Source organism: Enterococcus mediterraneensis (genome assembly GCF_900604485.1).
Lineage (GTDB): Bacteria > Bacillota > Bacilli > Lactobacillales > Enterococcaceae > Enterococcus_C > Enterococcus_C mediterraneensis.
Genome location: NZ_UWOP01000001.1, coordinates 1,005,177 through 1,025,145 on the forward strand (window position 1 = coordinate 1,005,177; position 19,969 = coordinate 1,025,145).

Genomic DNA, 19,969 nt, shown 5'->3' on the forward strand with positions numbered 1-19,969 from the left:
ACGAAAACGTTTGCCAAACAAGAAAAAAATTGCCCTTATAGGTGCCTTTTATAAATTTTCTTGAAAAAAGGAAAGTGTCGGGAAATACAAAGTCATCGTCGTCCCTTTGCCAACAGCAGAATCAGCAGTCAATTCCACTCCTAATTGTTCCGCTAAATTCTTCGCCAGATACAATCCAAGACCCGTGGAATGAGTCTCGCTGTACCGACCATTACTGCCGGTAAACCCTTTGTCAAAGATCCGGCGCAGATCTTCTTCCGGGATACCGATCCCCGTATCAATCAGCTGAAGAGCCACACCCTGCTGTTTTTTTGAGATCTGAACGACGATCTGACCATTTTCCGGCGTATATTTCAACGCGTTCGATACTAATTGTCGGAAGATAAAACTCAGCCATTTGGCATCAGTCAAAACGATCTGATCTTCCCCTTCAATCGAGAATTGGATTTTTTTCTGAATAAAAACACTGGCTTGGTTACGGATGATTGGCTGGATGGTCTCTTTCAATGATGTCTCATGAATCAAATAATCCTTTGCAAAACTATCCAAACGGGCAACATACAATACCTGTTCCACATATTCGTCGATTTTTTTAAGTTCTGTTTCTAGTTGGCTGTATTTATCGTCAGAGATATCAAATTCAATAGATCTCAGCAACAATTGCGACGCGGCTAAAGGAACTTTGATCTCATGGACCCATGAATCTACATAGTCTTTTTGTTCCTGCTGACTGACCACTACTTGCTGCATAGCGCCTTGGTGTTCGCGGATCAGCTGATTGATATAATCCTGCTGTATTTTTTCTTCTTCATTCCGAGCACCAGTCATATAGTTTTGCATCGTGCCTTCTGCTTCATCGCTGTTTAATTTTTCCCACCAGCGCTTTTTATAAAAATAATGACCCGCCATAAAAAAGAACAGCATTACACCTTCCAGCAAAACCAAATAAGCGATATTCCCCCAATCGATCTGCAGATTCGGTGATAACCACATGACAAATGCCGTTATCAGGACAAAACATCCCCAACCAACAAAGATCAGCCACTGGTCTTTCATGTATTTCGTTATTGTCATAAGCTGTCTCCTTCTTACCATTAGGGAACGATGTAGCCCTGACCGACTTTGGTCTCGATATAGTCTTCAACGCCGGCCTGTTGGATCTTGCGGCGCAGACGATTGATATTGACAGTCAGCGTATTGTCATCTACAAAACGTTCATCTTCCCACAACGCTCGCAGCAATTTGTCCCGTGATAAGATCTTGCCATGGTTTTTCATGAGGATGTACAGCAAGCGATACTCGTTTTTACTGAGGTCGATTACTGTACCGTTGACTGTGACGGTGCTGTTATCGATATTCAGCACCAATCCGTTATGCTTTACTGTCTCATTGTCGCTTGCGGCATAATTATAGGATCGGCGCAGCAGTGCATTGATCTTTGCAATCAGAACATCGATCTCAAAAGGCTTTGTGACAAAATCGTCTGCGCCCATATTCATCGCCATGATCATGTCCATATTGGTACTGCGACTGGAAATAAAAATGATCGGTACTTTTGATACTTCCCGGATCTTTTGACACCAATAATAACCATCAAATACTGGCAGATTGATATCCAAAAGTATCAGTTGGGGCGCCTGCTCTTCAAAATCACTGTACACTTTTTCAAAATCGGTTGTCCCGAATACCTCAAATTGCCATTTTTTCAACTCTTCCATAATGAGCTGACGAATCACACTTTCGTCTTCTACGATCATGATTTTTGCCATTTTTTTCTCTCTCCTAGCCATCATTTGTTTCAAGAGTAACAAATTTTTTTACACAAGACCAACCTAGCGTCCTTTTCTTAATAAAAGTTCATAGAACAACAAAAAAGAAACTGTGCTGTCGGTCTTCACAAATCAACTATTTCTTGATCTGCCAGACATACGGCACAATTTCTATTGATTGATTTATTCGATCACTAAAATTCCTTCTTCAACAATCTTTCCTAGGAATAAAAAGAATCCATCGGCTAATAACAAGCTCATATTTACACCGAAATACATCGACAATCGCTCGAACCAATCCGCTTTCGGCCGATGTTTTAGATAAAAATATACTAAAAAATTAACGCTATAAGTAAAAATAGTCAAACCAACGATCACATAAATACTCATCAAACCACCCGTTCCTAACCTTTTCTACCTTAATAATGCACTTTAATGGAATCGTTGTCAATCAGATTTTTGAAAGCAGTTTCGTTTGATCCACTTCCGGAAATTCCTCCAAGAAAACGTTCAATTCCTGTAGTACTTTAGGAATGATACCTTGGACATCATTTTCTACCTGCAGCACCAGCAGAGGTTCGTGAAGGCTCATTCGCAGCAAGAACCACCCGGAACCAAATGGCTCTTCTAAACGGATTCTGACTCCTTCATGGTTTTCTGGATCGATCTTCCAGCCGGTCACTTGATAGTCAGCCAATTTTTGGATGACTTCTTCTCCCAGTTGGCGATAATCGTCTTTTCTCAATGGAAAGCGGACTTCGACCGTCTCAGCTGGTTGTTTCAGTTCTTGAAGAAACGAATCCAATGTTTGCTGATTTTTTTTGAGACTTGGTAAAAGCATCAATATTTTTGCGATAACATACGCGCCATCATCCAAAAAGTAATTTTCTTTAAAGGCAGCGTGTCCACTGGTTTCGATAGCTAATTGACAGTCGATCCCTTCTTTGTTCAATTCGATGGCTTTATTAATGACGTTTCGATAGCCGGAGATGTAACGAACCTGCTTGCCTCCTAGGGCTTCGATAAACGTCCGCAGATGGTCAGATGTCGGTGAATTGGTGACGATACTGGTGCCGGGATGTTCCGACAAAACGATCTTACTCAAAACAGCAATCAAATTATTACGATTCAGCGTACTGCCGCTAGCGGTTACTACTGCCGCACGATCCACATCAGTATCAAAGATCACACCAAGGTCCGCCTGGTTATCCAAAACAGCCTTCTTGATACTTGCCATCGCCTCATCGTTATCTGGATTGGGAATATGGTTGGGAAATCTGCCGTCAGGTTCTAAAAATTGTGAACCCGTCGTGTCCGCGCCCAAGCGCTGCAGTACATCCACAAAAAAACCGCCGGCGCCGTTTCCCGCATCCACAACGATCTTACATCCCGCTAATGGTTGTCGGCTGTTTGTACTGTCGCTGATTTTTTTTACCAGATCATCAATATACACGCTAATGAGGTCGGCTGTTGTGACAGTTCCTTGATGGCCATTCTCATTTTTTTGAAGATGTTCCAAAATAAACTGGATATCTTCTTTCTCCGCTCCGCCTTGCTTGGTAAAAATTTTCAGACCATTATAGTAATAAGGCAAATGACTAGCTGTCAGCATCACAGCGGCGTCACAGTTGAATTCTGGATATTGAGTACTCATAAACATCGCCGGTGTCGTTGCCAATTGAAAATCTATCACTTGAACGCCTTGTGCGGTTAGCTGTTGGATCAATGCCTTTTTCAGAGAATCTCCGCTGATTCGGCTGTCTTGTCCCACACCGATCGTTAATTTTCCTTCTTGATAAAGAGCTTCCTCTTTTCTCAGCCAACTGACTAATCCGTTAGCAATCAGTGTAACAGCTTCAGGAGTCAGATTTGCCGGAAAATCTTCTACAGCAATCGCGACACCTCGTATGTCAGAGCCGTTTTTCAAAGACAATAATTCATTTTTTTCTAGTTCCATTTTCGCTCGCCTCATCTCTTTTGATCTTATCATTGAAATCGCTTTACAAAAGTATAGCAAAAAGCGAAACAAATTACAGCTCTTTTTAAGTATTTTTTACTTAAAATAGCAAATAAAAAAGACTGCCTATAAAAAGGCAGTCCCTCAGTCATTTATTATTTAGGTCGTAATTGATCTGCACCGGCAGCCGGAGTGTCTTTGATAACTTCTTCTAAAACAGTGTCTTCTTCTTTCTTTTCTTCGTCTAAATTCAGCTCTTTCTCCATCTCATCAATTTTTTCAAAGTTGTCCCCTTTAGAGTCTTTAGCTAGTTTAGCCAATTTATCGTCAAAATCTTTTGGCATAGAAAAAGCGCCTCCTTTCTTTTATGACTTAAGCTTATCACGCCTCGCCAAAAGAAGCGAACCAGATACACTTGCCATAAAGAAGAATTTTAAATTTTCGCAACTTCTACTTGCAGGATCGTTTTCAACTTTTCTGGCGCTACTTTCCGCGGATCACTCAGATAGACTTCTTTATGATCTTTAGATATTCGCTGATACCCGGACTCTTCGATGAACTGATGCAGGCGTTCAAACGTTGCAGGCTCATCATCAAAACTGCCGATATGCAGGACTTGCGCTACTTCTTTTTCCAGTATTGTCTCAAAACGGATCTCTGAGAACAAGTCTTCCGGGATCTTGCTTTTTGCCCGTTCCAAAGCTTCTGCGGCGACTGCAGGAGTCACAAAATCTGGTTGTTTGATCATTAGCGTATAGGCAAAATGATCTTTTTGCAGCTCTTGTCCATAATACTGTTCTTGAACGGTCCAATAGCCTTCTAAAGGATATACCGTGTATAACTGAAAATCCGGGATCTCCCAATCATTCTTTTGGCTCATGCGGATCGCATAAGCGGCAGGATACAATGCCGCTACACGTCTTTGAAAATCTTCTTTGTTCGGATCCCCGAGACCGTCGATCATAAAATATGATTGTTGCGGTAATAAAAGCAGTTCTGGTTTTTTCGTTTTGTATCTTGGCTCTGATTTGCGCCATTCGATTTTTTCACTCATACGTGCTCTTCTTTCTATCTATTGATGACAGTTGATTGTGTTCACAGCCTTTAGCTTTTGACTCCCGCCTCTAATTGCTCGATCAGACGTTGGATCAATAAGGATGTTTCTTCCGGCAACGCGTTGTAGCCGTCATCAGCGGTGCTTTGCTTCGTTATAAATTCAAGACGGCTTTCCATCCGTTTTTTCAGTTGATCCAGATAGTTAGTATCAGTAAACTCGACTTCATATCCTTCAATCGGCAGGTAGCTCATGGCAGTTAGCGGACCAAATTCAACAAAATCAGCTTTTCCTTCAACGATTTTTTCGATAGCGCCTAAAGTGACTTGCGGAGTGACTTTTTTAGCGCCATAAAAGCCGGTATTCAAAATATAACAAGCAGTCTCTTGTTTGGCAAACAAATCTCTGAAATCAGCGTAATCTTCTCTTAATGGATAACAGCGGAAAGGGTTGGCGAAAGGCTCGATCACCAATTTTTCCAGATTGACGTTGCCGACGACATTTTCAGCTGACGAGCGTTTCGTCGCTAATGTCAAACCGAAAACAGCGGCCAGCACAGGATCGTCGATTCTTACCACCGGCGGCAGACTGTCATCTTTCATGATCCAAAAAACCGCATCGATTTTTTCTGCCAGATAATCGACCCGATCCGGTGTAACATAACGGGATTTGACAGTCCGACCATTGCCATTGCGAATGTCTTGTGTCACAAGGACTTTTTGATTGTTTTCATCCAGTGTGACGCCAACATTTTGACAAGTTAAAAAATAATCGACTGATGGATCACTTAAAGGATAATCCTGTGTTTTATCAAAATAAGCCGGCTCCAGTGCGGTCGTACTGCCTTTTTCCTTATTGATGACGAAGGCGTCGTCATGAAGCACATCTACATGATATTTGTCTCCGTGTTTGGCCAATGTGATCGTTGATTTGCCGGAACCGGAAAGACCAAATGCGGCCATCGTATATTTTCTATCAGGCAAATGATATTGTTTCATTCCACCATGACAAGCAACAAACCCGTTACGATGCGCTGTCCCCCAAGCCAACGTCAATGTCGCTTTTTTCAATTCTCCGAAATATCGCAATCCTAAAATCGCCGCGACATTATGGGCAGGGTCGAATAACGCCAAACCGTTAGGAAAGTCTGGATGGCTCCAATATGGATCAGCATACACATAAAGATCATTTTCTGAATAAGCCGTTGAACGTTGATAAAGCTTAGACATCCCTTGAGTAACGATTTGAAAGTTCAACAGATAGGAGTAGAAATTCATCTCGAAGCCTTCCGCGATCATCAAGTGGCTTTGTACCATGAATTCCGGATCTAGTCCCACCACGGCTTTGCCGGAGTAAAATTTACGCATGGTTCCTTGATAAAGCGCTTCTCGTAAAATTCCGCGATAATATTCCGCGTCGATTCCGGGTTGACCAATGATCCTGCGGGCAGCCGCGGTTCTTCCTACTATTTTGCCGTCGTTGGCGACTAATACTTTCGCGTCTTCCGGCAATCCCAACTCTTGGGTATGGATGACAGGCATGTCTGTTACCGTCGTTCCCGGTGCATCTTTTGCTAGTTCATAAGCTTCTTTTAAGTCAGCTACTTCATAGACATTATTGCCATAAAAAGCCGACTCGATCATAGTTTTGAAACTTGAAAATAAAGGATTTTTCGGAGAAATATCCGATCTTGTAAAACGATTGATAGTTGCCATATACAGTTCCTCCAATCATATAATTAAAGCGCTTACTATTATTATAATTATAATATAATCAGAGAAATCTGTCTTGCTTGCCCCTCAGCTAGTCTTTGACATGTAAAACACCTTCATGTTCCAATAATTGTTTTTTCAAAGCTACACCGCCGCGGAAACCGGTCAATCTGCCGTTTTTTCCGATTACTCGATGACAAGGAACTACGATCATCAATGGATTTCTGCCTACCGCATTTGCTACTGCACGCACGCCTTTTTCATTTTTGATATTTTGCACTAACTGACTGTAGGTCTGTACTTGCCCGAATGGGATCCTCAACAGCTGTTGCCAGACAGATTTTTGAAAGTCAGTTCCTTTCATATCCAATGGCAAATCAAACGAATGGCGATTTCCTGTAAAATATTCCTTGAGCTGGCGGACAGCTTCTTCGTTTTTGGGGGCATCTTGGACAAAGCGATAACCTTTAAAAAATACCGGCAGTTCAACATCCGCATCTTTTGCCAATCCTACATAAGCCAGACCCTTATCAGTAGAAGCTGCGATGTAATCTTCTCCAGCTGTAAAAGTATCGTAAAACAATGTATCCATCTTGATCGCTCCTTTTTCAAATTGTTTATTCATTATATACCACTCTTGACTTGCTGACTAAAAAAAGAACCTGAAAAATAGACCCTCAAAATAACATTTCCACCAGCGATGGTTTGTTTTTTAAGAGGATCTATTAAGTGCTCAAAACCGGTTGATTGTTCGATCAGCTAAAAAAGAATGTTTCAGCTCATCGATCGCTGTTTTATCGATAAAACTCAACGCGACTCTTTCCGCAGAAGTACCGGTCTTTAAATAAAATTTGATATGTCCGATCTTCTTCTTGAACAACCAGCGTGTCGTTTTTTCCGTAAATGATTGGATCTTTTCTCTCTCCACGACTGTTTGGACTTTTGACAAGCCGGTAAATGTTTGGATACAGATCCGAGACGCAGTCTGAATGGCATATCCTTGATAATGGGCTTCCAGCCAAGCAACCAGCAGCAATACCAACAATAACAGACTTATCGCAAGACCTGCCCAAAAATTAAAATAGAAACCCAGCAAGATGACCGGCAGCAAAACAAGCAGCGGCCAACGCCAAAAGTACCATATTTTTTTACGAGACGCGTATCGGATCCGCGGTTTCGTAAATTCCCATTCCGGTAGTAGCGCTTGAAGATTGTCATACAACTGTGCATCTGCGATGATCGGCAAAAAGTAAATTTTGGCACTTTCCTTTTCTTCTTGTCCTCCTGCCAACAATAATTCAACAGAAGAGATACCTAATAACTTACGGATCAATTGCTGACGGATCTTGATACCTTGAATTTTTTTCAATGGGATCTTTTGGACACGCCGTTCTAAAAGACCGCTTTCGATAGTCAATGTAGTTTCTTGGCGGCTGATCTTGAAATTATAGTATTGGAAAAAACTTTTCATCACTGATAAAACAGCCAATACCAATACGGACAGCGCAACAAGTCCTGCTACTAACAGCCAGCCGGCCCTGATCAGCTTTTCCGACGCAGATACGGCTTGTTCTACCCAATCAGCAGGAATAAAGTCATTAAAAAAAACGGCAACTGCAATCGCAACTGTCAGCATGCTGAGATCCGTCAAACCAAAAAGCAGGATCTGTCCATTCGTTATATGATACGTATACCCGGATTCTTCAACTTCTGGTTCAACCGCTTCTGCTGCAAGATCGGCTGTTCCTGTTTTTTTGCGAAGACGATAATTTTCGATCGTATGGACCAGTTCTTCATTGACTGCCGGCATCGATGCCTCCGCTTTTTCAGTAGATCCACCCCCAGCAGTTTCGATCAGCAGTTCTACGATATGGAAAGGTTGCAGAAAAAACCATTGTTTCTGTTTGACTGTTTGGATACGTTCATAAGGAATATCTGTTTCATGTTTACGGAACACGCCTGAATAAATAATGATTTTCTCCGGAGAAATCTGATACGCCTGCGTAAAATATCTCACCAGCGCTATGCCGACGATCCCTGCGATAAGTACTAAAATAGCAGCGATCCCCAACCATCCTTGCTTTGCTAAGCGTCCCCCATTGATAAAAACCACTATGAAAAGAAAGAACCAATTTTTGATTTCTTGAAACAGAAAAAGGACTAGCGCTAATGGATGGAATCGTTTTTTCTCAGACATCTTCTTGTACCACCTTTATCAGTTCGATGATCTGCTGACGCAATTCCATCGCTTCCTGTACATCCAGTCCAGCGATATGATGGCTGGTAGCAGCTGTATGGATCACGATCTCCATGAGATTTTCTTGTCGTAAAAATGGACCCTGCTCGGTTTCCACGTGCTGGATTCGATTCATAGGGACATAAGTAAGGGAGCGGAAAATAAATCCTTTTTGAAAAGCAATATCTTCCGAGGTGATCTCATACCGATGGAATCTATAACGGTAAGGGATCAAGATCAAAGAAGCCGCTCCGCTCAACAGCAATAGCAAAAAATAGCCGCTCAAGATCCAGACCCAAGCACCTTGTAATTGATCGAACCACGCCAAAGCAGCTGTTACCGCGATTCCTATCAATAAAAAAATCCCGATGGTCAAATAAGTATTTTTGCGCCAAACAGCTTTTATTCTGGGGGGCATCTGCTTCGTCAATAACGGGTAATCCATTTATGTTCTCTCCTTAGAGTTGCAATTTCTGGGTTGCTCAATGTAATTGTTCTCATAATACCGCGAAACCGATCGTTCCGTCTAGTAGTGATTTGTGCTGTAAGACAGATAAAATAAAGAACGTAAAAAAATCCGAACGCTAGTAAGAATGTACTTTCGCAGCTGCTTTTGTTCAGCTGCCAGAAACAAAGATATTCTTCAACTTTCGTTCGGATCTTTTATTTTAGTTTTCTGCGATTCTTAAATAGAACAGGTCACTCTTTGGAATCGATAATGATCGTTACCGGACCATCATTGATCAAAGAAATCTGCATATCGGCACCAAATTTACCTGTAGCAATAGGGATTCCAGCAGCTTCGATCCCTTGATTGAACCGTTCATAAAGAGGGATCGCCTTCTCAGGTCTTGCTGCCTGGACGAAACTAGGGCGATTGCCTTTTTTAGTATCGGCAAATAACGTAAATTGAGAGATACTCAAAATACTGCCTTTGATCGTATGGATATCCAGATTCATTTTTCCCTGGTCATCTTCAAAGATCCGCATTTTTGAGATTTTTCGAATCAAGTAATCGACATCTGCTTCATTGTCGTTTTCATGAATCCCCAATAGAACGAGGAAACCTGCTTGGATTTCGCCGACGATTTGGTTTTCGATGCTGACACTCGCTTGACGCACCCGTTGGATAACTGCCCGCACGTTCTTCTATCCTTTCGTTCGCCGCACACTATAAACGTCCGGCACTTGCTTGATTTTATCAACGATCGTTTTTAGATGTTGGACATTTTGAATGCCCACCGTGATTCTGATGGTAGCCATTTTTTCTTTATTGGTTTTCGCCTCGACACTTTGGAGTTTTTTCGTCATAGCATTGATCGTCTGCAAGACATCATTTAATAATCCCGAACGATCATACCCATAGATTTCCAGATCCGCGTCGTATTCTTTTGATACATTAGAGGTGTCTTCCCACTCTACTTCGATCAAACGCTGTTGCGCTTCTTCTGTTTGTACATTTGGACAATCACTTCGGTGGATCGAGATTCCGCGGCCTTTTGTAATGTAACCGACGATCTTATCTCCTGGGATCGGATTACAACAGCGGCTGATGCGGATCAATAAATTATCGACACCCTCAATAACGATACCGCCTTCGTGACGGACTTTCATTTTCTCAGTTTCTTTTTTCGGCTGGTTGACCAGCTCTTTGACCTGTTGTTTTTGCTGTTCCAGTTTCTTTTCACGGCGTTCTTCTTCTGTCAAACGGTTAGCTAAAGTTGTTGGACTTACTTCACCATAACCTACCGCCGCGTACAGATCATCTTCTGTTTGATAATTGAAACGTTCCAGCACTTCGGCCATTTTGTTCTTATTCAGGATCTCTTTCGGCACAAAATCCATCTCTTGCAGACATTTATAAACTGCTTCATGTCCTTTATTGATGTTTTCTTCCCGATCTTGCGCTTTGAAGAATCGCTTGATTTTATTTTTAGCTTTGCTTGTTGCCACTAATTTCAGCCAGTCGCGACTAGGCCCAAACGAATTAGGAGAAGTCAAGATCTCGACGATATCTCCATTTTTCAATTTGTAATCCAGCTGAACCATCTTGCCGTTGACCTTCGCACCGGTAGTCTTGCTGCCGATATCTGTGTGGATACTGTAGGCAAAATCCAACGGTCCTGACCCTTGCGGCAACTCGGTCACATCGCCTTTTGGTGTAAAGACGTAGACTTTATCACTGAAGATATCTCCTTTGACGCTTTCCATAAATTCCGATGCGTCATAGCTTTCGTCTTGCAATTCCAAAATTTCTTTGAACCAGCTGACCTGTTGCGTCATCGCATCAGGTTTGACTTTCTCGGATTTTCCTTCTTTATAGGCCCAGTGTGCCGCTACCCCGAATTCTGCGATTTCATGCATCTCGTGCGTCCGGATCTGGATCTCGACAGGATTGCCGCTGGGACCGATAACAGTCGTATGGAGAGATTGATACATATTGGCTTTTGGCATCGCGATGTAGTCTTTAAAACGTCCTGGCATTGGTTTCCATTTCGTGTGAATCGAACCCAACACCGCATAACAATCTTTGATGGAATCCACGATCACTCGGATGGCTAGCAGATCATAGATCTCATTGAATCGTTTCTTTTGATCTTTCATCTTCCGATAAATCGAATAGATATGTTTTGGTCTGCCGTAAATCTCTGCGTAAATATCCAGATCTTCTGTTGCGACACGGATTTCCTCCACCGCTTTTGTGATGTAAGATTCCCGCTCTTCCCGTTTTGTTTGCATCAAATGAACGATCCGGTAGTATTGCTGTGGATTCAAATAGCGCAGTGCGCTGTCTTCCAGTTCCCATTTTACTCTGCTGATCCCCAACCGATGGGCAAGCGGCGCATAGATTTCCAACGTTTCTTTTGCGATTCGCCGTTGTTTGTCTTCCCTTAAATGCTTCAATGTCCGCATATTATGCAGACGGTCCGCCAGTTTCACCATGATCACTCGTAAATCTTGCGCCATCGCCAATAACATCTTACGGTGATTTTCTGCTAACTGTTCCTCATGGGATTTGTATTTGATCTTTCCTAATTTAGTAACGCCATCTACCAGCATGGCAACGTCGGCACCAAATTCTTTTTTCAAATCATCTAAAGTGACATCTGTATCCTCTACCACATCATGTAAAAAACCAGTTGCAACGGTGTGAGGATCCATGCGTAATTCCGCTAAAATCCCTGCCACTTGGATAGGATGGATGATGTATGGTTCGCCGGATTTGCGAAACTGATCTTTGTGGGCCTCAGTTGCATAATCTAATGCCTTTTGAACAAATGCCACATGTTCCTTGCTCATATAATGTCCGACCAATTTGATCACACCTGGTCCAGACAAAACCACTTCCTTTGACATCATGCAAGCCCCCTTTTTCTAAAATAAATCAAAAGTACCACTGAACAGCGGTACTTTGCAGATTATTATCGCTATTATACAATTTCAGACATAGTTTTTCAATTGTTCGCTAACTGTTGACTGCTAGTGTCAGATCGACAGTTTTTAAGGAAGAAAGACCGAAGTAATCTACACCTTGGGCAGATAATTCCTTGATCGTTTCCGGATCAGCAGACTGGAGATTGATTTGGACCGCTAATTGCTTGCCGCCGTCGTATTCAAAAATCTCCGCATCATGAAGTGCAGCCTCAGAGGTTTTGATACCATCTAAAACCACTCGTTTCCACCCTAGCTTTTTGATACGTTCCGCGCTTTCGATTTTCGTCAGTTCCTTCATATCACCAGTATTGATCTTTAACCGGATCTCCCCCCACGCAAGTGCCAAAGAGCCTAAAGAACTTTCTAGTTCTGTGATTTCTGACCCCAGTAGTGTTTCTGCGTTGACAGTCAATTCTAAAAAATCCGCGCCGTCTTGAAACGCTTGTCCGACTTCAAAGGCTTTTTTTCCTAAAGTCCCCGCTCCCAACGGATAATCGATCACCGTCCCGATCTTGATATCAGTCAGAGACAGCAATTGTTTAGCTCTGCGCAAATAACTTGGAAGAACCACAATCTCTTTGATCTTTTGTTCCGGCAGTGTCAGCAAAAGATCTTTAAAATCCCAATCAGTCAATGTAGGATCTAAAAGCCGCAAACTAATAATCTCCCGTAAAAACATCCAGTTTCACTCCTTCAATAACTCCAATTGATAACTGGCAGCGCTCAATAAATAAAGCGGTGCTGTTTCTGTTCGCAAAATCCGCGGTCCTAATCCGCATAAGATCCCGCCGGCTTCTGTCAGCTTCTCGATCTCTTTAGGCATGATGCCGCCTTCTGGTCCGAAAACCGCTAAGATTCGAGTATCTTTTTCTACTTTTTGCAAGACTTGCGCCAAATGAGCCAACTCGCCTTTTTTGGCTGCTTCTTCATAGGCTACCAAGATTACATCATATTCTGACAAAGCCGCAAAAAAACTAGTTTTATCCATCAGCTTAACAGCCGGCTGGACTTGCCGATGGGATTGTTCCGCTGCTTCTTGTGCGATTTTTTGCAGTCGTTGCTCTTTTTTCGCTAATTTTTTCTGATCCCATTTTACGACAGAAGCTTCCGCGGGAAAGCCAATAAAAGCTGCCGCGCCAAGCTCAGTTCCTTTTTGGACGATCCATTCCAATTTATCGCCCTTTGGAAAGCCGCTGGCAATAGTGATTGCCACCGGCAGTTCTTTCGTTTGGGTCTCTTTACCCGTTTCATGAAGCAAGACTGTGTCTTCTGTGATCTCATCGATTTCAGCAATGATCGTTTCTTGCTGGCGAAAAACCAGATATACTTTGTCTCCTGGCACCATTCGCATAACTCTTGCGATATGATGATAGTTCTCACCGCTGATAATGATATTTTCCTGATGATCCGCATCTAAAAAGTATCGTTGCATCTTCTACTCCTCAGTTTTTTTTAAAATGATCGCATACCAGTCTTTTTGAGAAAAGACTTGATCGACTATAAAACCAGCTTCGGTCATCGCGTCTATGACCATTTGTTTTTTCTCTTCAATGATTCCTGATACGATCAATGTTCCTGTCGGTTTCAGCAATCGATAAGCATCATCGCTCAGCAACAAGATGATATCAGCCAAAATATTGGCGACGATCACATCTGCTTCCGTATCGATTCCGTTCAACAGATTGTTCGCAGACACTTGGACATCATCAGCAACAGGATTCAGGGCCATGTTTTCTTTAGCGGAACGCACCGCCACTTCATCCAAATCAAACGCATAGACAGTATCTGCCCCCAGATATTTGCTGGCAATACTCAACACGCCTGAACCAGTTCCCACATCTAAAACAGTTTCTCCGCCTCGCAATGTCACTTCCAACGCTTGCAGCGTCAAACGAGTGGTTGGGTGGGTCCCGGTACCGAATGCCATGCCCGGGTCTAATGTGATCACTTTTTCCTCAGAGTCAGCTGTTTCATACGTTTCCCAGCTGGGTACGATAGTCAAATAGCGGCTGATCCGTACGGGATGGTAATATTTTTTCCAAGCCGTTGCCCAATCCGTGTCAGAAACTTCGCTAACGGTCACTTTATTTTTACCGATCGCTAATCCGAATTCCGGTAAGCGTTGGATCGTTTCTTTAATAAACGGCAGGATCTCCGGCAAAAAGGTCGTTTCTGGAAAATATGCTTTGACGATCGCGCCTTCTTCTAATGTCGTGTAGGTTTCCCGATCCAAGATCTCCCCGAATCCGTCACTTTGAAAATTCTCGACATCCAACGCGTCTTCAATGGCTACGCCGCTTGCCCCGGCTTCCATCAAAATATTAGCGACAGCTTCTACCGCTTCGCTGGCTGTTTCTACTTTTACTTCATTCCATTTCATCGTTTTTGCTCCTTCATTAAAAACTTGGGTAAGGAACAAAAGTCGTCTGTTCCGTTTCAGGATAAGCCGCCGTGATTGACGCAAATTTTTCTTGGTCCCACTTCAATTCAAATATTTCCTGGTCTTCTTCTGTTAAAAAGTCCAGCAGATCACTTTGACCTTCATCCAATACTTCCTTCAAATATACCGCAATACTGCTCAAAAGGGCTTTTGAAGCGCCTTTCTTTCCTTCATAAGGAATCACCGCTAAATACTCTTCTGGATCAAAAGAAGATTTTTTCGGATCATAAAGCAAGATACCATCTTCAAATTCGATGATCTCTTCTTCTGAAGCCACACCTTCTGCATCATCAATCGTCAGTTGTTCAGGATTTTCCGCAAATAAACGGAAAACAACTTCCACCGTATGGTTTCTTGAATCCCAATCCAGAGCTGTCTCATATTCAGTGATCGTTTTTGTCAATTGTTTGTCCAGATAATCCAACATCGTTTCTTTGTCTTTAGCCATGTTGCCATCCCCAATCATTTTCTATTTGTGATTTTTTTTGCTGTGAAATATACGGATTGCCTTTAACTGCAAAACGCAGCGGTTTTTCCGTCCAGATTCCTTTGTTGGGAATACCGATCCGCGGCAATGCCAAAATCTCTTTAGGCACTCTTTTTCTTTCCGGCAGGATATGCAGCTTGCTGGTAAAAATCGATTGTCCATAAAAATCAGGCGTGATCCCTAAAGCCGCGACTAGTTTTCCCGGACCATTCGCAAGTTCAGCTCCTTCACGGCCTTTCCGGTTAAGGATCATTTGTTCGATTCCTGCTGCCGGTTCAAGCCCGCGGATCATAACTCCTTGGGGCATTCCTTCCGGTTGAGTGATCATGTTCAAGATCAAATGGGTATGCATCGTATAAAGATAGATCGTACCCGGTTTTTCATACATCGCTCGTACCCGCGGCGTCCGCCGCATGCCAAAACTATGAGCTGCTAAATCGTCTGGACCCAGATAGGCTTCACAATCGACGATATAGCCCCCGATTTTTCCTTGAGGTGTATCATGTTCCAAATACATCCCAATCAGATACTTGGCAACCTCCTCTGTCGGCTGCGTATTAAATATTTCGATCGCTTCATTCATTTTCTTCACCATATCTATTTTACACAATTGTCGGGTCAGTTGCTACGTCTGCTACTCAATGTTAACAAATAAGCATTCTTTTTAAACAACTGTGATATGCTTAGTATAATGAATCTATTTGGAAATGAGGAAACCAGTATGCAAAAACCATTAGCTTACCGGATGCGTCCCCGTACCCTTGATGAGGTCGTAGGCCAGCAGCAGCTTGTCGGTCCCGGCAAGATCATTCGCCGAATGGTAGACGCTAAAATGCTGTCTTCCATGATTCTTTATGGTCCACCTGGAACTGGAAAAACCAGCATCGCCAGCGCGATCGCCGGCTCTACGAAATATGCCTTTCGCATGCTGAATGCTGCCACCGACACCAAAAAAGATCTGCAAATCGTCGCAGAAGAAGCGAAAATGAGCGGAACGGTCATTTTGCTGTTGGATGAGGTCCATCGTTTGGATAAAACAAAACAGGATTTTTTATTGCCCCATTTAGAAAGCGGCGGGATTATCCTGATCGGCGCTACTACTGAAAATCCCTATATCACCATCAGCCCGGCGATCCGCAGCCGGACCCAGATCTTTGAAGTCAAACCATTGAATGAACAAGACATCTTAAAAGCCATCGATGCTGCATTGACTGACAGCGAGCGGGGATTGGGAGACTATCCAGTAGTCATTGATGAAAATGCGCGACTGCATCTTTCCCGCGCTACCAATGGCGATCTGCGGAGCGCATTGAACGGTTTGGAATTGGCTGTTCGTTCTACTCCGAAAGATGAAAACGGAAAGATCCATTTGACACTGGAAATCATTGAGGAATGTATCCAACGAAAAGCATTGACTCATGATAAGGACGGCGACGCTCATTATGATGTGATCTCTGCCTTTCAAAAATCGATCCGCGGCAGCGACGTGGATGCGGCTTTGCATTATTTGGGACGTTTGGTGGAAGCTGGCGATCTGGCGATCATTTGCCGGCGTTTGATGGTGATCGGTTATGAAGATATCGGGCTAGCCAATCCGCCTGCCGCTGCCAGAACAGTCAATGCTGTCTTAGCAGCAGAACGTTTGGGATTACCAGAGGCTCGGATCCCGTTAGCTGATTGTGTCGTTGATCTATGTCTATCCCCTAAATCCAACTCTGCTTACAGCGCGCTTGATGACGCTATCGCAGATATCAGGACCGGCAACACTGGAGATGTGCCGGATCATTTGCGAGACAGCCATTACCAAGGCGCAAAGTCATTGAATCGCGGTGTTGGTTATCAGTACCCTCACGACTTCGAAGACGCTTGGGTCAATCAGCAATATTTACCAGATAAAATCAAAGATGCTTCTTATTATCATCCTAAACATACCGGAAAATATGAACAAGCACTGGGTCAGCAGTATCAGCGGATCAATGAATGGCGCAAACAGCACCGGAAGACGAAAAAGCACTCCAACTAACCGATAAGATATCGCTTACATTTTTTTGATCATTCTTGTTGCTACTTTTTATCTCATGTGCTACTATTGAGGTGGGAATTCTGTGATGTACGAGTTATCCCATTTGTGTGTTGACCGAACATTTTTATTGATATCTTGGGATCCGTCTTGTGTCAAAGTTGGTAACATGCCTTTTCCTTTGGTAGTTCGAAACTTAGACCGTGGAACCCACCTGCTACAATTCGCGGGATCAATACTACGGGACGAATAACGGCATCAACGGATATTACCCATTCTTTATAGAATGCGCAACCTGTCTTTAGACAGGTTGTTTTTTTATGTCTAAATAAACACAGCTTTATCGATTTGCTATTCTTGTGACCTTTCATTATACTTGAAGTTGAAAAAATCTGTTTTTTTAAGGAGCATTTACATGATTATTGGGTTGGTTTTATTTGCAGTAGTTATTTTATTTTGCGTAAGCTATTTTCTGCTTAAAAAGCAAGAAATCTTCTTTACGCTGATTCCTAAAAATGAAGAAAACCAAGCATACTTTCAAACATTCGGCTTGGCTTACGGATTTTTGGGGATTTTGGGGATTTTCATCGCCTTTTTCAATCATAAAATCATCACTTTGTTTTTTTTAGCGTTGATGTTGCTGGTCTCAGCCGTATTTAGTATCCTTTTTTCTAAAAAAATGAAGTAGTAATCTAGTGAAATTCTTTCCCTTTTTTTCGAAGTGGTCTACAATAAAAGAAAAGGGCAAGGAGAGTGATAACATGTTACAACAATATAAAACGATCATGGTGGCTGTCGACGGCTCCAACGAAGCAGAATTAGCTTTCAAAAAAGCGGTGAATGTCGCGAAACGGAATCAAGCGAAGCTAGTGATTGCCCACGTTATCGATACGCGAGCTTTTCAAACTGTTTCTTCTTTTGACGGTATGTTGGCAGAACAAGCGACGGAAATGGCAAAAAAAACCTTAGATGACTATGTCAACTTTGCAAAAGGCCAAGACTGTCAAGATATTGAAACAGTGATCGAATACGGGTCACCTAAGCCAATCATCGCAAAACAATTACCAAAAGAACATGGCGTTGACTTGATCATGTTAGGGGCGACTGGACTGAATGCTGTCGAACGTTTGTTTATCGGTTCCGTGTCCGAATATGTCATCCGCAACGCTGCTTGTGATGTTCTAGTCGTACGTACTGATTTGAATAATCAAACACCAGAATCAGAAAAATAGAAAGAGCCGTATATTCGGTTCCTATATCAATTATAGTGTCAAAAAAGCTCCGACGAAATCGTCGGAGCTTTTTTCATATTTACGTAGATTATTTTAATGAATATTACCGATCAATTGACGGATTGAACCTCTTGCAGCATAAAGGATCAATCCACCGATCACTGCGACTCCTCCGACAACGGCAAAATACATTCCTTCTGTAGAAGGTGTATAAAAGCGTGCGATCTGTGCATTGATCGCTTGAGAAGAAGCGTCAGCCAACAACCAGATAGCCAATGTTTGTGCTTCAAAAGCTTTCGGTGCTAATTTTGTCGTTACGGATAATCCGACAGGTGACAGGCACATTTCTCCGGCGATCATAATGAAGAAACTCAAGATCAGCCAGATAGGACTTACACGATGATCAACACCAAACAGCATGCTTGGGAACATCAGTAATACAAAAGACAGACCTGCCATAATCAACCCGATAGCGAATTTTACTTCTGTTTTTGGTTGACGTGCGCCCATCTTCGTCCATAGCGCAACAAAAACCGGTGTCAAAATAACGACAAACAGTGGATTCAATGTTTGATACAAACTAGCTGGGATCGTAATACCGAAGATAGTCGCTTGTGTTCTTTCTGCAGCAAACAGCGCTAAAATCGAAGATCCTTGTTCCTCTAAAGACCAGAAAATGATGGCAGCGATAAACAAAGGAATATATGCCCGCACTTTTTTCTTTTCTTCAGATGTTACTTCTTTGGAGCGCAACATTTTTGTAAAGTAATAAATCGGCAAGAAGATTCCTAGTACACTAATACTGTTGATAAAGAAATCAACTGTTAGGCTTCCCAGTAATGCTGCTCCGCCAAATAAAACTACGACAAACAATAAACCTAATGAAATATTGCGGGTAAAGACTTTCTTTTCTTCCCCAAGCAGTGGATGAGTTGGTTCTTGACCGATGTGCGCCAATGATTTTTTCCCTTGGATCACATATTGCAGCAAACCGAAGAACATCCCAATAGCAGCAATTGAAAATCCTAGATGGTAATTGACTTTTTGTCCTAATGTACCAACGATGATCGGAGCTAGCAACGCACCGATATTGATCCCCATATAGAAAATCGAGAAACCGGCATCGCGGCGAAGATCCTCTGGCGCGTACAAATGTCCCACCATACCAGAAGCATTTGATTTCAACATCCCAGTCCCGATAACGATCAAGATCATGGAAATAAATAGCGCCGGCAAGCCAAACGGTGTAGCCAGAACGATGTGTCCCAACATAATGAAGACGCCGCCGTAGAAGACGGTCTTGTAAGAACCTAACAAGCGGTCAGAGATCCAACCTCCGACAATACTGGACATGTAAACTAAAGATCCATAGATAGACATGATAGCGACAGCAGTTGGTTTAGATAAACCTAGTCCGCCATTGGATACAGCATCATACATAAAATATAAAAGAATCGCGCGCATCCCATAATAGCTGAAACGTTCCCACATTTCAGTAAAGAACAAGGTAGATAATCCTCGCGGCTGACCTATAAACGTTTTTTCCTGGTTCATATGTGTTTCTCCTTTTTACGTTACTTGAAAAAAATTAAAAAATTTTTCAGAAAATTGACAAAGAATAGTTTAT

General features: G+C 42.6%; 21 protein-coding genes and 1 other RNA gene. 4 read left to right on the plus strand and 18 right to left on the minus strand.

What is annotated here, in order from left to right; all coding sequences use genetic code 11:
- Positions 1–48 precede the first annotated feature (48 nt).
- From sapS to EFB00_RS04900, 17 genes are all read right to left on the minus strand, one after another.
- Positions 49–1,074 carry a two-component system sensor histidine kinase SapS gene (gene sapS / locus EFB00_RS04820; RefSeq protein WP_122645775.1) on the minus strand — a complete coding sequence of 342 codons (1,026 nt, stop codon included), beginning with the start codon at positions 1,072–1,074 and terminating at the stop codon, positions 49–51.
- Positions 1,075–1,094: 20 nt separating this feature from the next.
- Positions 1,095–1,769, minus strand: coding sequence for a two-component system response regulator SapR (sapR, locus tag EFB00_RS04825; RefSeq protein ID WP_122645776.1), 675 nt, complete (start codon positions 1,767–1,769; stop codon positions 1,095–1,097).
- A 183-nt stretch (positions 1,770–1,952) separates the two neighbouring features.
- Entirely contained in the window at positions 1,953–2,159 is a 207-nt protein-coding gene (locus EFB00_RS04830) for a hypothetical protein (RefSeq protein ID WP_122645777.1), read from the minus strand.
- Between the two features lie 61 nt (positions 2,160–2,220).
- Positions 2,221–3,726 (minus strand): phosphohexomutase domain-containing protein, encoded by a 1,506-nt coding sequence (locus EFB00_RS04835; protein WP_122645778.1) that lies wholly within the window; start codon positions 3,724–3,726, stop codon positions 2,221–2,223.
- Positions 3,727–3,881: 155 nt separating this feature from the next.
- Positions 3,882–4,070 (minus strand): hypothetical protein, encoded by a 189-nt coding sequence (locus EFB00_RS04840; RefSeq protein ID WP_122645779.1) that lies wholly within the window; start codon positions 4,068–4,070, stop codon positions 3,882–3,884.
- 89 nt (positions 4,071–4,159) lie between these two features.
- On the minus strand, positions 4,160–4,780 hold the full coding sequence (locus EFB00_RS04845) for a GyrI-like domain-containing protein (protein WP_122645780.1): 621 nt from the start codon (positions 4,778–4,780) through the stop codon (positions 4,160–4,162).
- A gap of 50 nt (positions 4,781–4,830) precedes the next feature.
- The gene (locus tag EFB00_RS04850) at positions 4,831–6,495 is read right to left on the minus strand and encodes a phosphoenolpyruvate carboxykinase (ATP) (protein ID WP_122645781.1); all 1,665 of its coding nucleotides are present in this window, start codon (positions 6,493–6,495) and stop codon (positions 4,831–4,833) included.
- 88 nt (positions 6,496–6,583) lie between these two features.
- Complete coding sequence (locus tag EFB00_RS04855) at positions 6,584–7,117, minus strand: methylated-DNA--[protein]-cysteine S-methyltransferase (RefSeq protein WP_241153407.1); 534 nt, start codon at positions 7,115–7,117, stop codon at positions 6,584–6,586.
- Between the two features lie 108 nt (positions 7,118–7,225).
- Positions 7,226–8,689: a PH domain-containing protein gene (locus tag EFB00_RS04860; protein ID WP_122645782.1), complete on the minus strand. Its 1,464-nt coding sequence runs from the start codon at positions 8,687–8,689 to the stop codon at positions 7,226–7,228.
- Complete coding sequence (locus tag EFB00_RS04865) at positions 8,682–9,173, minus strand: PH domain-containing protein (RefSeq protein WP_122645783.1); 492 nt, start codon at positions 9,171–9,173, stop codon at positions 8,682–8,684. The genes EFB00_RS04860 and EFB00_RS04865 overlap by 8 nt, the downstream gene beginning before the upstream one ends.
- 254 nt (positions 9,174–9,427) lie before the next feature.
- Complete coding sequence (gene dtd, locus EFB00_RS04870) at positions 9,428–9,871, minus strand: D-aminoacyl-tRNA deacylase (RefSeq protein ID WP_122645784.1); 444 nt, start codon at positions 9,869–9,871, stop codon at positions 9,428–9,430.
- A gap of 6 nt (positions 9,872–9,877) precedes the next feature.
- Positions 9,878–12,085, minus strand: a complete 2,208-nt coding sequence (locus tag EFB00_RS04875; protein ID WP_122645785.1) for a RelA/SpoT family protein — start codon at positions 12,083–12,085, stop codon at positions 9,878–9,880.
- Positions 12,086–12,194: 109 nt separating this feature from the next.
- Entirely contained in the window at positions 12,195–12,842 is a 648-nt protein-coding gene (locus tag EFB00_RS04880; protein WP_122645786.1) for a deoxyribose-phosphate aldolase, read from the minus strand.
- A 6-nt stretch (positions 12,843–12,848) separates the two neighbouring features.
- Positions 12,849–13,595, minus strand: a complete 747-nt coding sequence (locus EFB00_RS04885; protein WP_122645787.1) for a 16S rRNA (uracil(1498)-N(3))-methyltransferase — start codon at positions 13,593–13,595, stop codon at positions 12,849–12,851.
- A gap of 3 nt (positions 13,596–13,598) precedes the next feature.
- A complete protein-coding gene (gene prmA, locus EFB00_RS04890) occupies positions 13,599–14,543 on the minus strand; it encodes a 50S ribosomal protein L11 methyltransferase (RefSeq protein ID WP_122645788.1) in 945 nt (314 codons plus the stop codon).
- Positions 14,544–14,559: 16 nt separating this feature from the next.
- Positions 14,560–15,051, minus strand: a complete 492-nt coding sequence (locus EFB00_RS04895) for a DUF3013 family protein (RefSeq protein WP_122645789.1) — start codon at positions 15,049–15,051, stop codon at positions 14,560–14,562.
- Positions 15,044–15,685, minus strand: a complete 642-nt coding sequence (locus tag EFB00_RS04900) for a DNA-3-methyladenine glycosylase (protein WP_122645790.1) — start codon at positions 15,683–15,685, stop codon at positions 15,044–15,046. Before EFB00_RS04900 ends, EFB00_RS04895 begins: the two co-directional genes overlap by 8 nt.
- Positions 15,686–15,811: 126 nt before the next feature.
- Here EFB00_RS04900 and EFB00_RS04905 point away from each other — a divergent pair, with 126 nt between their 5' ends.
- The 4 genes from EFB00_RS04905 to EFB00_RS04920 all read left to right on the plus strand — a co-directional run bounded on the left by EFB00_RS04905 (position 15,812) and on the right by EFB00_RS04920 (position 18,342).
- On the plus strand, positions 15,812–17,113 hold the full coding sequence (locus EFB00_RS04905; protein ID WP_122645791.1) for a replication-associated recombination protein A: 1,302 nt from the start codon (positions 15,812–15,814) through the stop codon (positions 17,111–17,113).
- A gap of 74 nt (positions 17,114–17,187) precedes the next feature.
- Positions 17,188–17,382: non-coding RNA, 6S RNA (gene ssrS / locus EFB00_RS04910), on the plus strand.
- Positions 17,383–17,525: 143 nt separating this feature from the next.
- Positions 17,526–17,798, plus strand: a complete 273-nt coding sequence (locus EFB00_RS04915) for a hypothetical protein (RefSeq protein WP_122645792.1) — start codon at positions 17,526–17,528, stop codon at positions 17,796–17,798.
- A gap of 73 nt (positions 17,799–17,871) precedes the next feature.
- Positions 17,872–18,342, plus strand: coding sequence for a universal stress protein (locus EFB00_RS04920; protein WP_122645793.1), 471 nt, complete (start codon positions 17,872–17,874; stop codon positions 18,340–18,342).
- A 93-nt stretch (positions 18,343–18,435) separates the two neighbouring features.
- On the opposite strand, the gene EFB00_RS04925 is transcribed toward EFB00_RS04920, so the two are convergent.
- Positions 18,436–19,896: a peptide MFS transporter gene (locus EFB00_RS04925; RefSeq protein ID WP_122645794.1), complete on the minus strand. Its 1,461-nt coding sequence runs from the start codon at positions 19,894–19,896 to the stop codon at positions 18,436–18,438.
- Between the last annotated feature and the right edge of the window lie 73 nt (positions 19,897–19,969).

Excerpts from the sequence above, each read along its gene's own strand:
- sapS (WP_122645775.1), bottom strand. The coding sequence starts at position 1,074 with ATGACAATAACGAAATACATGAAAGACCAGTGGCTGATCTTTGTTGGT.
- sapR (WP_122645776.1), bottom strand. The coding sequence starts at position 1,769 with ATGGCAAAAATCATGATCGTAGAAGACGAAAGTGTGATTCGTCAGCTC.
- EFB00_RS04830 (WP_122645777.1), bottom strand. The coding sequence starts at position 2,159 with ATGAGTATTTATGTGATCGTTGGTTTGACTATTTTTACTTATAGCGTT.
- EFB00_RS04835 (WP_122645778.1), bottom strand. The coding sequence starts at position 3,726 with ATGGAACTAGAAAAAAATGAATTATTGTCTTTGAAAAACGGCTCTGAC.
- EFB00_RS04840 (WP_122645779.1), bottom strand. The coding sequence starts at position 4,070 with ATGCCAAAAGATTTTGACGATAAATTGGCTAAACTAGCTAAAGACTCT.
- EFB00_RS04845 (WP_122645780.1), bottom strand. The coding sequence starts at position 4,780 with ATGAGTGAAAAAATCGAATGGCGCAAATCAGAGCCAAGATACAAAACG.
- EFB00_RS04850 (WP_122645781.1), bottom strand. The coding sequence starts at position 6,495 with ATGGCAACTATCAATCGTTTTACAAGATCGGATATTTCTCCGAAAAAT.
- EFB00_RS04855 (WP_241153407.1), bottom strand. The coding sequence starts at position 7,117 with ATGAATAAACAATTTGAAAAAGGAGCGATCAAGATGGATACATTGTTT.
- EFB00_RS04860 (WP_122645782.1), bottom strand. The coding sequence starts at position 8,689 with ATGTCTGAGAAAAAACGATTCCATCCATTAGCGCTAGTCCTTTTTCTG.
- EFB00_RS04865 (WP_122645783.1), bottom strand. The coding sequence starts at position 9,173 with ATGGATTACCCGTTATTGACGAAGCAGATGCCCCCCAGAATAAAAGCT.
- EFB00_RS04875 (WP_122645785.1), bottom strand. The coding sequence starts at position 12,085 with ATGTCAAAGGAAGTGGTTTTGTCTGGACCAGGTGTGATCAAATTGGTC.
- EFB00_RS04880 (WP_122645786.1), bottom strand. The coding sequence starts at position 12,842 with ATGTTTTTACGGGAGATTATTAGTTTGCGGCTTTTAGATCCTACATTG.
- EFB00_RS04885 (WP_122645787.1), bottom strand. The coding sequence starts at position 13,595 with ATGCAACGATACTTTTTAGATGCGGATCATCAGGAAAATATCATTATC.
- prmA (WP_122645788.1), bottom strand. The coding sequence starts at position 14,543 with ATGAAATGGAATGAAGTAAAAGTAGAAACAGCCAGCGAAGCGGTAGAA.
- EFB00_RS04895 (WP_122645789.1), bottom strand. The coding sequence starts at position 15,051 with ATGGCTAAAGACAAAGAAACGATGTTGGATTATCTGGACAAACAATTG.
- EFB00_RS04900 (WP_122645790.1), bottom strand. The coding sequence starts at position 15,685 with ATGGTGAAGAAAATGAATGAAGCGATCGAAATATTTAATACGCAGCCG.
- EFB00_RS04905 (WP_122645791.1), top strand. The coding sequence starts at position 15,812 with ATGCAAAAACCATTAGCTTACCGGATGCGTCCCCGTACCCTTGATGAG.
- EFB00_RS04915 (WP_122645792.1), top strand. The coding sequence starts at position 17,526 with ATGATTATTGGGTTGGTTTTATTTGCAGTAGTTATTTTATTTTGCGTA.
- EFB00_RS04920 (WP_122645793.1), top strand. The coding sequence starts at position 17,872 with ATGTTACAACAATATAAAACGATCATGGTGGCTGTCGACGGCTCCAAC.
- EFB00_RS04925 (WP_122645794.1), bottom strand. The coding sequence starts at position 19,896 with ATGAACCAGGAAAAAACGTTTATAGGTCAGCCGCGAGGATTATCTACC.